General features: G+C 60.3%; 11 protein-coding genes. 8 read left to right on the forward strand and 3 right to left on the reverse strand.

All coding sequences use genetic code 11. From position 1 onward, the window contains the following. Nucleotides 1–10 precede the first annotated feature (10 nt). Entirely contained in the window at nt 11–1,969 is a 1,959-nt protein-coding gene (locus tag GM676_RS31960; RefSeq protein ID WP_155461573.1) for a glycoside hydrolase family 5 protein, read from the forward strand. Nucleotides 1,970–1,971: 2 nt separating this feature from the next. Here the strand turns inward: GM676_RS31960 and GM676_RS01365 are convergent, their stop codons facing one another. Together GM676_RS01365 and GM676_RS01370 are read right to left on the reverse strand one after the other, a co-directional pair. Continuing rightward, on the reverse strand, nt 1,972–2,619 hold the full coding sequence (locus tag GM676_RS01365) for an NrsF family protein (protein WP_155461574.1): 648 nt from the start codon (nt 2,617–2,619) through the stop codon (nt 1,972–1,974). Continuing rightward, nucleotides 2,616–3,188, reverse strand: coding sequence for a sigma-70 family RNA polymerase sigma factor (locus GM676_RS01370; protein WP_155461575.1), 573 nt, complete (start codon nt 3,186–3,188; stop codon nt 2,616–2,618). Before GM676_RS01370 ends, GM676_RS01365 begins: the two co-directional genes overlap by 4 nt. A gap of 103 nt (nt 3,189–3,291) precedes the next feature. Between GM676_RS01370 and GM676_RS01375 the strand changes: the two genes are divergently transcribed. The 7 genes from GM676_RS01375 (at nt 3,292) to GM676_RS32720 (ending at nt 12,130) form a co-directional block, all read left to right on the forward strand. Next, complete coding sequence (locus GM676_RS01375) at nt 3,292–3,927, forward strand: cytochrome b/b6 domain-containing protein (RefSeq protein ID WP_155461576.1); 636 nt, start codon at nt 3,292–3,294, stop codon at nt 3,925–3,927. A gap of 16 nt (nt 3,928–3,943) precedes the next feature. Beyond that, nucleotides 3,944–4,675 carry a molybdopterin-dependent oxidoreductase gene (locus GM676_RS01380; RefSeq protein WP_155461577.1) on the forward strand — a complete coding sequence of 244 codons (732 nt, stop codon included), beginning with the start codon at nt 3,944–3,946 and terminating at the stop codon, nt 4,673–4,675. 29 nt (nt 4,676–4,704) lie between these two features. Beyond that, a complete protein-coding gene (locus GM676_RS01385) occupies nt 4,705–4,920 on the forward strand; it encodes a pentapeptide MXKDX repeat protein (RefSeq protein ID WP_155461578.1) in 216 nt (71 codons plus the stop codon). A 244-nt stretch (nt 4,921–5,164) separates the two neighbouring features. Then, the gene (locus GM676_RS01390) at nt 5,165–7,561 is read left to right on the forward strand and encodes an RHS repeat domain-containing protein (RefSeq protein ID WP_155461579.1); all 2,397 of its coding nucleotides are present in this window, start codon (nt 5,165–5,167) and stop codon (nt 7,559–7,561) included. Next, the gene (locus tag GM676_RS01395) at nt 7,558–9,870 is read left to right on the forward strand and encodes an RHS repeat-associated core domain-containing protein (protein WP_155461580.1); all 2,313 of its coding nucleotides are present in this window, start codon (nt 7,558–7,560) and stop codon (nt 9,868–9,870) included. The genes GM676_RS01390 and GM676_RS01395 overlap by 4 nt, the downstream gene beginning before the upstream one ends. 14 nt (nt 9,871–9,884) lie before the next feature. Continuing rightward, a complete protein-coding gene (locus GM676_RS01400; RefSeq protein ID WP_155461581.1) occupies nt 9,885–10,199 on the forward strand; it encodes a hypothetical protein in 315 nt (104 codons plus the stop codon). A 239-nt stretch (nt 10,200–10,438) separates the two neighbouring features. Further along, nucleotides 10,439–12,130 (forward strand): methyl-accepting chemotaxis protein, encoded by a 1,692-nt coding sequence (locus GM676_RS32720; RefSeq protein ID WP_155461582.1) that lies wholly within the window; start codon nt 10,439–10,441, stop codon nt 12,128–12,130. On the opposite strand, the gene GM676_RS01410 is transcribed toward GM676_RS32720, so the two are convergent. Next, nucleotides 12,030–15,239: a di-heme oxidoredictase family protein gene (locus GM676_RS01410; protein ID WP_229262475.1), complete on the reverse strand. Its 3,210-nt coding sequence runs from the start codon at nt 15,237–15,239 to the stop codon at nt 12,030–12,032. The genes GM676_RS32720 and GM676_RS01410 overlap by 101 nt on opposite strands. Between the last annotated feature and the right edge of the window lie 277 nt (nt 15,240–15,516).

Genomic DNA, 15,516 nt, shown 5'->3' on the forward strand with positions numbered 1-15,516 from the left:
AGGGGAGACCATGAAAAAATTCCTGATCGGTTTATTTGCCGGCGCAAGCCTGCTGCTGGCAACCCAGGCGCAAGCGGCGCCGGTGGATTTCGAAGACCTGCACGCGGATGGCGACTTCGCCGCGTTGGCCAGTCCCTACGCGGGCCTGAACTGGGCCGAAGACTGGTACTACGGCGACAGCACGATTGAAGGCTACGACAATGGCGCGCACTCCGGCGTGTCCTTCCTCACCAATGGCTACGGCGTGGACAATCTGTCGGTCAGCGGCACCAGCGCCTTCAACTTCAAGGGCGCATGGTTCGCCGCGCCCAACACCAACGGCGCGGTTGCCAGCTGGATCAACATCACCGCCTACGACGCCGCCGACCACGTGATTGGCAGCACCGGCAACGTCAACATCGGCGCCGGCTACCAGTGGGTGTCCGCCAACTTTGCCAACGTATCGCGCCTCAACATCGCGCGTGACGATGGCTGGTTCGTGATGGATGACTTTACCGTCCAGAGCGCGGTACCGGAGCCGGGCACGGTCCTGATGCTGCTGGCGGGGCTGGGGGTAGTGGCGTTTGCCGCGCGCCGCCGCGGCGCGAAGGCGGCGCTGCTGCCGGCCGCGTTGCTGGCAGTGGCCTGCGGTGCGGCCCAGGCGCAAAACTGCGGCACCGGTGGCGGCGCCACCGTCTGCCTGAGCGCTACCGGCTCGTCCGACAACATCAAATTGAACTGGACCGTCAGCGGCGCCGTCACCGGCCTGCAAATCTACCGCGACACCGACAGCGACGCCACTGGCCGCAGCCGCATCGCCATTCCGAGCGCCAGCGCGACCACCTACACCGACACCACGCCGGCCGTCGGCGTGCCATATTGGTATTGGGTGAAATTCACCACCGCTACCGGCGGCTCCAGCTCCGGCTCGGCCACGGCGGTGCGCGTGGGCGTGATCCGCAGCCTGACCAGCGTGCAGCTGTCGGCGCAAATGTCGCCGGGCTGGAATCTGGGGAATTCGCTGGAAGCCATCGGCGGTGAAACCGCGTGGGGCAATCCGCCCGCCAACCAGGCCTTGTTCAACGCCGTGAAAGCGGCCGGCTTCAAGACCGTCCGCATTCCGCTGTCGTGGAGCCAGTACGCTGACGCCAACTACAACATCAGCGCCAGCTGGATGGCGCGCGTGAAGGAGGTGGTGGACGAGGCCCGTAGTGCCGGCCTGTACGTCATCATCAACGTCCACTGGGACGGCGGCTGGCTGCAACCGACCTACGCCGCGCAATCGGCGGCCAATGCGCGCCTGGCCAAGTTCTGGACGCAGATCGCCAACACCTTCAAATACTACGATGACTATCTGCTGTTCGCCGGCACCAACGAGGTGATGGTGACCAATGTGTACAGCGCGCCGACGGCGGAAAACATCGCCGTGCAAAACGGCTTCAATCAGGTCTTCGTCAACACCGTGCGCGGCACCGGCAGCAACAACGCCCAGCGCCACCTGATCGTCCAGGGCTACAACACCAACATCGACTACACCTACGCCACCAACACCGTGCCGAGCGACTCCGCCAGCAAACGCATGATGATGGAGGTGCACTTCTACGATCCGTACAACTTCACCCTGAACACCGACAGCAAGATCTGGCAATGGGGTTCGATCGCCACCGATTCCACGGCGACCGAAACCTGGGCCAACGAAGCCTATGTGGACGCGCAGTTCCAGAAAATGAAAACGCGCTTCATCGACAAAGGTGTGGCGGTTGTCCTGGGCGAATTCGCGGCCAGCGTGCGCACCGAGTACGATGCGGCCGGCAAATACCGCCAGTACTGGGACCAGTACATCACCAAGTCGGCGTACCAGCACGGCATGGTGCCGGTGTACTGGGATAATGGCCCGACGGCCAATCACCAATCGGGCCTGTTCAACCGTTCCACCGGCGCGCAGGTTTATCCCGCGGTGATCAGCGCCATCGTCAACGCTGCCAAGTAAGCTTACCAGGCCAGCACACGCGGTCCGACCAGCGCGCCAAGCGCGGTCGGAATCAGCATGCCGATCAGGTACCAGAAGCCGACGAACACGATGCTGAGTTCGGGGCAGTGCAGACAGTAGACCACAGCGGCGGCGGCGCCAGCGGCAAGGCCCGCCGCCGCTCCCGCAAGGCGCGGCCGGGTCGGAGCGCGCTTGCGCATCACGTTCAGTACCGCCGCCAACATCGGCAGCGAAATCAAGGCGATCAGCAAAGGGCAATAGCGCCAGGTGGCGCCCCAGAAAAGGTCTGCGCGCGCCTCCGGCGCGGCGTTCGACAACGCCACGCCGGCCGCGATCCATACGGCCAGCACCGGCACGCCCAGATAGAATGGCAGCACGCCGGTGCGGGCGCCGGGCGCGGACAGGCGCTTGGCCGCCAGCCAGCCGGCGGCGGCGAGGGCCAACGAGAATACCAGCTTGCCCCAGAACGCCGGCCACGTCAGCTCCTCCAGCAGATTGCGACGCACACCCAGCAACACCACCATCAGCGCGCCGCTGGCCAGCAGCCCGCCCAGCACGGGCAGCAGCAGCGCGCGCGCCGCCTGCGGGCGGGTGGCGGCGCCGGCATCCGGGCCGGTGGACAGCATATCGATCAAGTCATCAGTTTTCATTTTATTTCTCGCAGGGTTGCGGCCAGGGTTTTCAAGCCGCGATGGACCGATACTTTTACTGCCGCTTCGGACATGTCCAACAGCTGTGCGGCCTCGCGCACCGACAGGCCATCGAGCTTGGTGTGGACGATGGCGTCGCGCTGCTTGTCCGGCAGCGTGGCCAGTAACTTCATGACGTCGCGCTGCGCATCGCCGGCCTCCTGGTCGGTGCTGGCGAACAGTGCGTCCTCGTCATCGATAGGCTGGTGCAGGCTGTCCTGGCGCGCATGACGCCGCAGCCAGTCGATCAGTTTATATCGCGCGATGGCGTAAATCCATGCCGTCACCGGCAAACCGGTGTCGTAACTAAGCCGCTGGTTATGTATCGCCAGCAGCGACTCCTGCACCAGATCCTCCACCTGGTCCGGCCATGCGCTCAGCCGGCGGCGCAGGAAGGCGCGCAGGTAGGGCGTGGTCGCTTGCAGGAAGCCGCGGTAAGCCGGCGCATCGCCCTCCAGCCCCTGCAAGAACAACGCGTGCAGGCGCAATTCGGTGTGGCGCAGCGGATTCTGCTCTGTTATTCGTTCCATTGACGTGTTTGGTGACAGTTTAAAAAAATTTATCTGCCGCTGTAACCTTGTTTGCTGTTGCAGCGAATTACCTGTCACTGTCCACACAAACAGGTAACACGCAATGAAACACTCAAATCCGCGTCAGCATGATAAGCCGACTGGCGCCGACAAGTCAAAACCGGTCCATTCGGCATGGCTGCGTTGCGCCCACTGGCTGAATGCCATCGCCGTCGTGCTGCTGGTGACCAGCGGTTGGCGCATCTACAACGCCACTGGCTTCCTCGGCTTTACCATACCGCGCGAGATCACGCTGGGCGGATGGCTGGGCGGCGCGCTGCAATGGCATTTCGCGGCCATGTGGCTGTTGATGGCCAACGGCTTGCTGTACTTGCTCATTAACCTGCTGTCCGGCCGCTTGCGCCGACAGTTTTTCCCCATCGCCCCACGCCAGCTGCTGCTGGATATGGGCGCGGCTTTGCGCGGCAAGCTGTCCCACGCCGATCCGCGTCACTACAACAGCGTGCAGCGGCTGGCCTACGTATTCGTGATGCTCGACAGCGTGTTGCTGGTGCTGTCAGGACTGGTGTTGTGGAAGTCAGTGCAGTTTCCGTTGCTGCGCGAGCTGCTGGGTGGCTATGAAGGCGCGCGCCGCGTGCACTTCTTTGCCATGGCAGGGCTGTGCGCCTTCGTCGTGGTGCACGTGGTGATGGTGGCGCTGGTGCCGCGCACCTTGCTGGCCATGCTGCGTGGCCGTTAATGAACAGGACACCACCATGAAAATATCTGAAAAACCTGACCTCATCCTGCCTTCCCGCCGCATCTTCCTGCGTAACGGCCTGACGCTCGGCGGCCTGAGTTTGTTGACCGGTTGCGCCGTCGATAACGAGGAGAGCGTTGACCGTGCCTTGACCGCGATATCGCGTCTCAACGACCGCGCGCAGGCCTGGTTGTTCGACCCGGCGCGGCTGGCGCCCACATACCCGGCCAGCATGATCACGCGGCCGTTCCCGTTCAACGCCTACTACGGCGAAGAAGAAATTCGTGAGGTCGATGGCGAGGCATGGCGGCTGGAGCTGAGTGGCCTGATCGCCGACCGCAAGCCGTGGACGCTGGCGCAGTTGCGCGCCTTGCCGCAGCAGTCGCAGATCACGCGCCACATCTGTGTGGAAGGCTGGAGCGCCATCGGCCAGTGGAGCGGGGCGCCGTTTGCGCATTTCCTGCGCCGCGTCGGCGCCGACCTGACTGCCAAATATGTCGGCTTCAAATGCGCCGACGACTATTTCACCAGCATCGACATGGCGACCGCGCTGCATCCGCAAACCATCATGGCCTTGAGCTATGACGGCCAGCCCTTGCCGCCGAAATACGGCTTCCCCATGAAGCTGCGCATACCGACCAAGCTCGGATACAAGAATCCCAAGCACGTACAAGCCATTTTTGTCACCAATACCTACTCTGGCGGCTACTGGGAAGACCAGGGGTATAACTGGTTCGGCGGAAGCTGAACCTTCACTCACTTTATGAAAGAACCATCATGAAAAAGATTACCATCGCACTGATCGCCGCTGTTCTGTCCATGTCGAGCGTGGCCTACGCGCAGGACGGCATGAAGAAAGAAGAAATGAGCAAGGACGCCATGAAGAAACCGGCGAAGAAGGACGCCATGAAGAAGGACGAAATGAAGAAGGACGCGATGAAGAAGGATGAAATGAAAAAAGACGAGATGAAAAAAGACGAGATGAAGAAGTAAGCGCAAACAGCCATACAGAAAACCGCCCCCGATAAGTTGACCTCAATTTATCGGGGTTTTCATGTTGAAGCACAGTGAACAGGTCAAGCAAAAAATCGCTGCGAAATACACTGCTGGGCAAAGGGTATCCTGGTAGAGGCATGTGACAATTCGATAGTTTTTCCGCATCGCAACATGATAGGATGAGTGAAATTTCCATGGGGGAATTTTTAAGGATTTCCTCTACAGATAACCATCCTTTATCATGACAGCCAACCAACCAAACTCAAACTTCGTCGCCTCAGCCACCGTACGAAACGCCCTTATAAACAGAATACCTGTTTTGCTTCCGTTGCTGCTTTGTCTTGGGAATGATGCGGTTGCGGATACTTATGTGTTGGCAAGAAAATATTATCTTGTAACGCCCCTTCAGCGAAACGTCAAAACCGGAGCGGAGGCCGCGAGCTTGACGGCGAAAGCTTACTGTGGCGGACACGCCATCAATTGCTCCGGGGCATACGTCAGCGAATCCTATAGCGACAGCGCCGCCAGTTGGTGGTGGACGGGAATAATGTATTACGCCGCCACGCCTGACGATCCTCCTACGCCTACTACAGTGCTGACTCCAGCCCAAATGGCGATCGGAAGTTTTGTTACCTATGAATGTCCGTCCGGATTTACGAAATACGCGGATAAAGCCATGCCCGGAGTCTGCGTGGCAGCAGATAAACCTGTTTCGTCGCCGCCGCCACTCGACTCAGACGCTTGCGAGTGCAGTTCCAACTCTCCTGGCGAGGAAGATAGCACCAATCCCACGGCGGGCAATCCCATCGAAATCAGTACTGCCGCCAAGCGGCAAGTCGAAACCGACTATCTGGATCCGACAGGGAGTTTGAGTTTCAGCCGCATTTATCGCAGCGATACTAACCGCTGGGAATTCAGCTATCAGATGGCTGCCGGCAATATTCAGCAGACTGCATCACCATATGCCAGCCGAGGAGCGAACTGCCTTAGCGGTATGGGCGGGATAGGCGGAGCTTATTGCTATCCCTATATTTCGATTACTGCCGATAAAGCGGTAATGGTGCGCCGGCCCGGAGGCGCACCGCTGTATTTCAACACCTCCAATTCATTGCTGCCGGCGGCGGACGTCAATGACCGTATTGCTGCCTGGACGGACAACGGCGAGCAGGTGGGATGGACTGTCGTGAATGGCCTCTCGGACGCAGTGGAAAAGTACAATATGCTCGGCCTGCTGATGGAGATCAGGAATCGTAACGGCCGTGTCAAGACATTCGTTTACAGCGACCTGAGCACGCCCGCTACGATTGCGCCGGATGCCGGATATTTGTTGAGGGTGACCGATGCTTTTGGCCGGACCTTGAGTTTCACTTATGATGCCAATGGTCTGCTGCACACGATGACGGATCCCGCTGGGCAGGTCTACATCTACGACTATGGCGTCGCGCGAACCTTGTCGTCGGTTACCTACCCCGGCGGTAAAGTGAAGCGATATCTCTACAACGAATCGGCGAACATTAACTACGGCGTCTCGTTACCGTTTGCGTTGACGGGCATCGTGGATGAGAACGAGAGCCGTTTTGCGACTTTCCGCTACAACGTCGACGGCACGGCAATTTCGACAGAGCACGCGTTGGGAGCCGAGAAATACACGGTTTCTTACACCAGCGGGAGCACCTTCAATACCGTGACAGATCCGCTGGGCGCTGTCCGCACCTACTTCATCAAAAAGCCGGCGACGTTCCGTAAAGCCGCTGAAATTAGACAGCCATCAGCAGATGGTGCTTCCACCGTTCCATTGAGCATGACGTATGACGCCAATGGCAACCTCGCGACCTATACCGACTTCAACGGGAATGTCACTAAGTACACCTATGATCTGGCCCGCAACCTGCCGCTTACCAAGGTAAGCGCATTTGGCACCACCAGTGCCATCACCACCACCACGGTCTGGGATACCCGCTGGCGTCTGCCGGCCAGGATAGCTGAACCGAAACGCATTACCACCTACACATACGATGACAATGCAAATGTGCTGAGCAAGGTCATCCAACCGACAACGGATGCCACCGGTGCTTCCGGCATGAGCGCCACCGCAGCCGGGGTAGCGCAGGTCTGGTCCTATACGTACAACGCACTGAGTCAAATGTTGACGGTCAAAGGTCCGCGCACTGATGTGGATGACACCACTACCTTTACCTATGACGCGCAAGGGAATCTGACCTCGGAAACCGATGCGCTGGGCCATACGACAACCTACTCGAACCATGATCCCGCAGGCAGGGTGGGGCGGATTGTCGATCCCAATGGACTGGCGACTGATTTTTCCTACACACCGCGCGGATGGCTGGCCAGCCGTACAACGGGCAGCGAGAGCACCAGCTTTGAATACGACGGAGTAGGGCAGCTGACCAAGGTGACGCTGCCCAATGGTTCGCAGCTCAGTTACATCTACGATGCCGCCCACAGGCTGACCCAGGTCACGGATAGCCTTGGCAACAGCATCACTTACACGCTGGACGCGAAAGGCAACCAGAAGGCAGTGCAGGCTGCGGACGCAAACGGGATACTCGCTCGCAAAGTGGCTCAGGTCTTCAACGTTTTGGGGCAACTGAAAAGCCGTACCGGAGGTATGCAATGAACCGCCATATCAAACGGGCCATTGCAAGTGCCCTAATCGTTAGTCTGTCACACACGCCAGTGCTGGGTAACCTCACTCTCGCCACGGCTTCGGCGCAAACAACGCAAAACACGACCTACACCTATCAGTACGACAACATGGGTAATCCCACCCAAGTGACGGACGCGCTAGGGAATGTCACCACAACCAACTACGATCCACTGCTGCGGGTGAAGCAGTTGATACAACCTGCACCGGTAGCGGGCGTAGCGCGGCCGACCAGTAATTTCACTTACGACGGACTGGGTCAATCAAGTACCGTGATCGATCCGCGCAACTTGACGACGACCTATGTCAGCGATGGTCTCGGCAACCAGACTACTCTGATTAGTCCGGATACCGGTACCAGCGGCAGGACCTTCGATGCGGCCGGCAATTTGCTAACCAGCACCGATGCGCGCGGGAAGGTGAGCACATACACCTATGACGCCCTGAATCGTGTAACCAGCATCAGCTACACGAGCGGCACGCCGATTGTTTTCGAGTACGATGGCGGGCCTTCGGGCGCGGCGTACGCCGTCGGCCGCCTGACCAGGATGACGGACGAGTCCGGGCAGACCGGTTATAGCTATGATCAGAACGGACGCTTGCTAAGCAAGGTGCAAACGACAGTCAACCCTGCGGCCACCGTCACTCGCCAGATAAGCTATGCCTACGCGAGCAATGGCCAGTTGCTTAGCATGACTTATCCGAGCGGTAGTCGCGTGAACTATGCCTATGATGCGAACGGACGCATTAGCCAGCTTGTGCTTAACCCGCCCGATGGCAATGGCGGGACCGATGCTGGCGTCTTTACCATTCTGTTGGATCAAATCACTTATGCGCCATTTGGGGCCGCGCAGAGCTGGTCGTGGGGGAACAGTACCGCCACCATGCCTAACCTGTACAGCCGCAGCTTTGATCTTGACGGGCGTTTGCAGAGTTACCCGCTGGGGAATCCAGCGCTGTCCCCGCAGGGCCTTATCCGGACAGTCAATTACGATGCCGCCAATCGCATCACCGGATATACGCACAGTGGCAGCGCGACCGCCGCCAGCTATGACCAAACCTTCGGTTACGACGGACTGGGGCGCTTGACGAGTTTTGTGACCGCTGCCAGCAGCCAGAGCTACGGCTACGACGCGAGCGGTAACCGCGTCGGCCTGTCGATCGGCGGCACGACCTTTACCAATGCAATCAGTACCACCAGCAACCGGCTGAACGCCACCACCGGGCCATTGCCGGCCAAAACGAACGCCATCGATAACGCCGGCAATCTCACCTCCGATGGAACGACGAATTTTGTCTACAGTGATCGCGGACGGCTCAAGAGCGCAACCAAAGCGGGTCTTACCACGAATTACTTGTACAACGGGCTAGGCCAGCGTGTGAGCAAGCATGGTGGCGCGGTGCCTTCTGGCAGCAACGAGTTTATCTTTGATGAGGCGGGTAGGTTAATTGGTGAGTATGACGTGTCGGGCGCGCCACTCCAGGAAACGATCTGGCTTGACGGCGAGCCTGTCGTGGTGCTGAAGTCATCGGGAACACCGTCTCCTGCGATCTATTATGTCTACAACGATCACCTGGCGACGCCAAGAGTCATCACTGACTCGGCTTCCAACAACGTGGTGTGGAACTGGATCGATACTGATCCGTTTGGCATGACCCAGCCTAACGAAACTTTGTCCGGGGCGAGGGTTGGCTTCAATATGCGTTTCCCCGGCCAGTATTTTGATTCCGAGACTGCGCTACACTACAACTACTTCCGGGACTATGATCCGCAGACCGGGCGGTACATCCAGTCCGATCCGATTGGCATCGAAGGCGGTATTAATACGTATGGTTATGTTGGCGGTAACCCTCTATCGCACATTGACCCCAACGGGTTACAGGCCTTTGCGATTCCCGCGCCACCGCTACCGGCGCCGGGATACAGCCCCGCGTCAGGAGCGGGTTCCAGCCCGAATGCCATGGCCAATGACGGCGCTGGCAGGGGGCGGGGACGAGAGACTGCGGCCCAGGCGAGAAGCCGTGATGAGTGTCCGCCAGACAAAAAAGATCCTTGCGAAGAAATTAGGAAGAAAATCAGAGAAATAGAACAGAAGCTGGCTTCGAAGGAGCGGCAATTGGCAAATCCCACCCATGATCTCTACAATCGCGCATATGACACCAACCCCGGCGGGGATCTTGCGGGCAAGGGAACTTATGTTGGACATCTCACCCAAATCGAAGGTTTGCGAGTGGGGTTGGAACGCGCAAAAGCGCAAGCCAGATCAATGGGTTGTATGTGATCGGGGCATTGGATATGGAACAGCAACGTTTAATTTCGTCAGCGCTCGCCGAGGTAATCGCTCAGAAAATCATTGATCGACTGCCGTCGGTCCGGCACAATTTAGGATTCGAATTCCAAGACGATTTCCAGTTTTTATTGGTGTCGATACCGTACGACACCACTTCAACTTTCACGTCAGAAGAACGAGCGCAGCTGGGACATGAAATTGATCGTTTGATGCCCTCGCGTGAGGGCGAGCTTACCTGGATGATAAATTTCGTTCAGAATGGCAAGGTCATCGACAGCTATTTCGGTGGCGACTCGTTGTCACCCGATTTGGGTTTTTAGCAAACGTGGCTATGAACGCCTCCGCAAGTACCCGAGCTGAGGGATTTCAAATAGGCTGGATGATGAGGTCGACGGAAAAAACATTATGAATCGCCACCATCCTCCTAGACGCTTCGCAGCCGTAGAGAATGCCGTTTTTGAGGAATAAACGATCATGCGGTATCAATCCTATCCTTTTGGAAAGGATGAAATTTTCCTGATGGGACTAACGTAGAATTATTCCCATCAGGAGGCTGTGCATGCATTTCGCGAATCTAAAAATAGGGACACGCCTCGCCACGGCGTTTGGCGTGCTGTTGGTGCTGTTGATGGTGGTCGCGGCGGTGGGCGTCAACCGCATGTCGGCGATCCGCCATTCCATGGTCGAGATCACGCAGGGCAATGACGTGGAAGCCGAGCTGGCGCAGGACATGCGCCTGAATGTGGAAGACCGCATGCTCGCGCTGCGCAACATCATCTTGCTGGAAGATCCGGCGCAGATGCGCGAGTACGTCGAGCGCATGCGCGCGCAGTCGCAACGCTACGAGGCTACCGAGCGCAAACTGCGCGATACGTTTACCGCCCACGGCATGGAGGACGATGAGCGCGTCCTGATGGCGGAAATCCAGTCGCAGGCCACCGTGGCCGCGCCGTTGATCGCGCGCATCGAGGCGCTGTGCCTGGAAAACAAGAACGCCGAAGCCACGGCGCTCCTGATCGGTGAACTGCGCGTTGTTCACGATAAATGGCAAACGGCGCTGGCGGCACTGGTGGCGACCGAACACCGGCAGAATCAGGAAGAAACCGCCGCCGCCGATGCCGGGTACACGCAGGCACGTAATCTGATGATCGGTATCGGCGTGGTCGCGGTACTGGCGGGTGGCGCTGTCTCGGTGCTGATCACCCGCAGCATCGTGGTGCCGATCGGGCGCGCGGTCGCCATCGCGCAGACGGTGGCGAGCGGCGATCTGTCCAGCGAGATCGTGGTCGACAGCAGCGACGAAACGGGTACCCTGCTGGCGGTCCTCAAAGAGATGAATCAATGTTTGCAGTCCATCGTCGGCCAGGTGCGCAGCGGCACTGACGCCATCAGTACTGCCTCGCAGGAAATCGCCGCCGGTAATCTGGATCTGTCGGGGCGCACCGAGCAGCAGGCCGGCGCGCTGGAACAAACCGCGTCGTCCATGGAAGAACTGACCAGCACAGTGAAGCAGAACGATGATAACGCGCGCCAGGCTGACAGCCTCGCGGCCATGGCCTCGCAGGTCGCCAGCAAGGGCGGCGCAGCCATCGCCAATGTGGTGCGGACGATGGAGGAGATCAACGCCTCGTCCAAGAAGATCGCCGACATCATCGGCGTCATCGACGGCATCGCCTTCCAGACCAACATTCTCGCTTTGAACGCCGCGGTGGAGGCGGCTCGCGCCGGGGAACAGGGACGCGGCTTTGCCGTGGTGGCCAATGAAGTACGCAGTCTCGCCCATCGCAGCGCGGCGGCGGCCAGGGAAATCAAGGCGCTGATCGACGACTCCGTCAGCAAGGTGGATTCCGGCACACAGCTGGTCGACCATGCCGGCAGCACGATGAAGGAAGTAGTCGACAGCGTAAGCCGCGTCAGCGCGCTCATTTCCGACATCGCCGCCGCCAGCCGCGAACAGAGCTCCGGCATTGAGCAGGTTAACCAGGCGATCGTGGAAATGGATGGCGTGACACAGCAGAACGCGTCACTGGTGGAGCAATCGGCGGCGGCAGCGGAATCCTTGCAGAATCAGGCTGCCTCGCTGGCCAACGTGGTCGGCAGATTTGTGCTGGCGGGAGATGCCGGGCGCATTGCACGCCCGGCATCCGGCATTACAGCGATTTCAGGAACGCCAGCAACGCCTCGCGGTCCGTTTTCGACAGCGCCTCGAAGCGCTGGCGCGACTTGGCGGCTTCGCCATCGTGCCACATGATGGCTTCCGTCAGGTTGCGTGCACGGCCATCGTGCAGGTAGCCCACCTTGGCGCTGTTGCCCATCACTTTCTCGGTGTAGCCCAGGCCCCACAGCGGCGCGGTACGCCACATATTGCCCTTGGCCTGGCCTTCGACGAACTTGTCGGCCAGTCCCGTGCCCATGTCGTGCAACAGCAGGTCGGAGTACGGACGGATGGTCTGGTTGCGCAGTTCCGCGAACAGGTGGCCGCCGCCGGTCTTCATTTCCGCCGTGTGGCAGGCAGCGCAGCGCATGCCGGTGAACACCTTGGCGCCCGCCGCCACCTTGGCCGGATCGACGTTCAGCTCATCGATCGGCGCCACGCCTTTCGGGAAGCCGCTGGCCAGGCTGCGTTGCGCCGGCACCGCCACCAGCGCCAGATAGCGCGCCAGCGATTGCAGGTCGGCCTCGGTGATGCCTTTCTGCGCGGCGGCCGATGAGCAACCGGCAGGATCGCTATTGCACGAGCGGTTGCGGTACACCGGCGAGGTCACCGACATATCCTGCAACAGGGCCGATGCGGCTTGCTGGCGCAGTGTCGCCTTGGATGCCTTCCAGCCGAAGCGGCCCAGGCGCACCGCGCCGGATTCCGGATCGAACACGTAGTTGGCCACACCTTTCACGCCATCGACATCCGGCGTGCCGGTGGCGCGTGCCAGGATATCGGCTTCCGCCACCGCTTCCAGCAGGCCGGCGCCGATGATAGGCTGGGCAGCGCGCAGCGAGACGGTATCCGGTACCGGACCTTCAAACGCCAGCTTTGGCTTGCGCAGTTCCACCGTGGTGCCGTCCGCCAGTTTTCTGGTGGTGGCCTCGAAGCCGGACACCGTTACGCCCGTGCCCCAGTTCTGCGGGGTGCCGCTGGACGACATGGCGTTCATCTGTACCGTGGAGCCGTACACCGGATGCGGTAATTGCTGGCCGGACGCATTGGTGATGGCCACCCGCACCGACATCGAATCCAGCTTCTGATTCAAGGCGGCCGGCGCCACGCTGCGGCCATTGTTGACGTGGCAGGCGAAGCACGACGACTGGTTGAAGTGCGCACCCTGCAAGCCCACCGCCGCATCGTAGCGGTCATTGCCCGGCTCATTGTGATCGCCGGTGGTGAAGTTGGTGTGGAACAGGCGGCGTCCCTCGACAAAGCGCTGCATATTCTGCATGCCAATGTTGGTCTGCGGCTGCTGGAACATGAACAGCGCATTGTCCGAGTAGTTGTAGCCCACAGAACCGATGCCGCCGGACAGCGTCTCGGCCGGCAGCGGCACGGAGTTCAGGCGCGGTTGCACGCCGTACCACGGCTTGATGCCCTGGCTAACCACGTACACCCACTCATACGAGTAGTAACGGATGCCGCCGTTGTCGCCCTTGGACAGCATGGAGTCGGTGGTCGAGAACATCGACGGCGACACCTCGATCACATCGCCCTGGACCAGCGGGCGGGCGTTGATGTTCTTGCCGGCGACAGGGAAGCCGTTGGCGTCCAGCGCGTTCATGCCCGGATACTCCTTGACCAGCAAGGTGCAGGCGCCGTTGATGCCATTGGTGCTGGCCAGCTTGTTGTTGGCCGGGTAGGCGACCGGTTTGCAGACCTTGACGCTGTCGTCCACCAGCTGGCCCGGCGCCATCCAGCCGTAGCCGGTCACGCCCGGCCGGTCGATGGCGCGGAAGAAGGCCACGCCGCCGTTGAGGAAATCGACCGTGGTGTACTGGTTGACGATCAGCTGCGGCTTGGCCACGCCGGCTACCTTGCTGTTGTCGATGATCTCCACACCCCAGGTGCGGTTCTTGAAGTACTGCGGCACAAAGGTCAGGTAATTGCCCGGGCCTTTGTCGACCGGCAAGCCGGTGACCGGATCGACCGTCTCGTTGGGGCCGTAGCCGATCTCATTCCATTCCTCGCCACGTTCGCGCCCGTGGCGTGCCAGGCCGCGCGCGCCGAAGCGGGTGACCAGCGTGCCGTCGGCCAGCGTGAATTGCAGCGACTCGATCGGTTCGGCGGCGGCAGGCAAGGGCGCCCAGCCGGCGCCGCTGGCGGGGAATTTGAAGGCCGAGGTGGCCGAGCTGCCCAGCGTGTTGTCGCTGCCCGGGGTCTTGAACTCCACTTCAAACAGCGAGTAGCCGTACTGGCCGGAGCGCTGCACGCCTTGCAGGCGGATGTAACGCGCGTTCACGCCCAGATTGTAGAACTCTTCGGTGCCGCCCTGGCCGTTGGTGATGGCGCGGATCTGCGTCCAGTTCTGGCCGTCGTCCGACACCAGCAGGTTGTATTGTTTGGCGTAGGCGTTCTCCCACAGCAGCTTCATGTAGCCGACCTGGGTTTTCACGCCAAAGTCGAACTGAATCCACGCGCCGTCGTCGAAGGCGCTGGCCCAGCGCGTGCTGGTCTTGCCATCGATGGCGTTGGCGGCCACGTTGCCGCCTTCCACCGGCGATGCCGAAGCGCCCACCGGTTTGAGCGTCACGCCCGGTTTGGTGGTATCGACCGGCACCGGGTCCGGCGTGGTGGGTGTGGTCGGATCGGTCGGTTCGGTGACGCTGGCGCCGCCGGAATAGGCCTGGATCTCGAAGATGGAATAGCCGTAGTTGGTCGAGCGCTTCACGCCCTTCATGCGCAGGTAGCGGCCTTGCGCGCCGAGCCCGGTCCAGTCCTCGGTGCCGCCCTGGCTGTTGTCCACCGTTTTGATCGTGGTCCAGCTGGCGTTGTCTTCCGAGACTTGTAACAGGTACTGGATGGCGTGGGCGTTCTCCCACTCGATGTGGACGCGGTTGATCGGCCTGGAGACGCCGAAGTCCAGCGTCAGGTACTGATCGTCGCTGAACAGGCTGCCCCAGCGCGTGCCGGGGTTGTGGTCGATGGCGGCGGCGGCCGACAAATCGCCCCGTTCGGAACCGCTGGACGTGGCGGCCACCGGCGTCAACGCGACTTCCGGCTCGGTCGAGCCCGACGCGGTGACGCCCATCTTCATGGCGCTGGCGGCGCGCTGCTGGGTGGCCGGCGTGCTGTCGCTACCGCCGCCGCACGCGGCCAGCAGCAGGCTCAGGACGAGCGGCACCCCCGCGCCGCCCATCTTGTGAAACGTTTCCATCGACCGCTGTCGATACCGCAAATTTTTCATGCTATCCCCTTGGCTTTTGGCTGGAATGAAAGGTTGCCGGCGGTGTATCACCGTGGCGCCGCGCATTGTGCAGCAGAAAAAGTTCTCACCGCGCACGACTGATTCAGTTAGATGAATTGCCGTGCAGCAATGGGCGTGAAGATAGCTTGCGTTGTATTGTCCGTCAAGCCATTTGGACAACAGAACAAAACATCTTTAGAGGTATATGAACGCGACACCCGGCGCATGGCCGGGTGCATGAAAACAA

Origin of the sequence: Duganella radicis (genome assembly GCF_009720825.1) — a bacterium.
Taxonomy (GTDB): Bacteria; Pseudomonadota; Gammaproteobacteria; order Burkholderiales; family Burkholderiaceae_D; genus Rugamonas; species Rugamonas radicis.

Coding starts and splice junctions, on each gene's coding strand:
- GM676_RS01375 (WP_155461576.1), top strand. CDS start 3,292: ATGAAACACTCAAATCCGCGTCAGCATGATAAGCCGACTGGCGCCGAC.
- GM676_RS31960 (WP_155461573.1), top strand. CDS start 11: ATGAAAAAATTCCTGATCGGTTTATTTGCCGGCGCAAGCCTGCTGCTG.
- GM676_RS01400 (WP_155461581.1), top strand. CDS start 9,885: ATGGAACAGCAACGTTTAATTTCGTCAGCGCTCGCCGAGGTAATCGCT.
- GM676_RS32720 (WP_155461582.1), top strand. CDS start 10,439: ATGCATTTCGCGAATCTAAAAATAGGGACACGCCTCGCCACGGCGTTT.
- GM676_RS01365 (WP_155461574.1), bottom strand. CDS start 2,619: ATGAAAACTGATGACTTGATCGATATGCTGTCCACCGGCCCGGATGCC.
- GM676_RS01380 (WP_155461577.1), top strand. CDS start 3,944: ATGAAAATATCTGAAAAACCTGACCTCATCCTGCCTTCCCGCCGCATC.
- GM676_RS01390 (WP_155461579.1), top strand. CDS start 5,165: ATGACAGCCAACCAACCAAACTCAAACTTCGTCGCCTCAGCCACCGTA.
- GM676_RS01385 (WP_155461578.1), top strand. CDS start 4,705: ATGAAAAAGATTACCATCGCACTGATCGCCGCTGTTCTGTCCATGTCG.
- GM676_RS01395 (WP_155461580.1), top strand. CDS start 7,558: ATGAACCGCCATATCAAACGGGCCATTGCAAGTGCCCTAATCGTTAGT.
- GM676_RS01370 (WP_155461575.1), bottom strand. CDS start 3,188: ATGGAACGAATAACAGAGCAGAATCCGCTGCGCCACACCGAATTGCGC.
- GM676_RS01410 (WP_229262475.1), bottom strand. CDS start 15,239: ATGGAAACGTTTCACAAGATGGGCGGCGCGGGGGTGCCGCTCGTCCTG.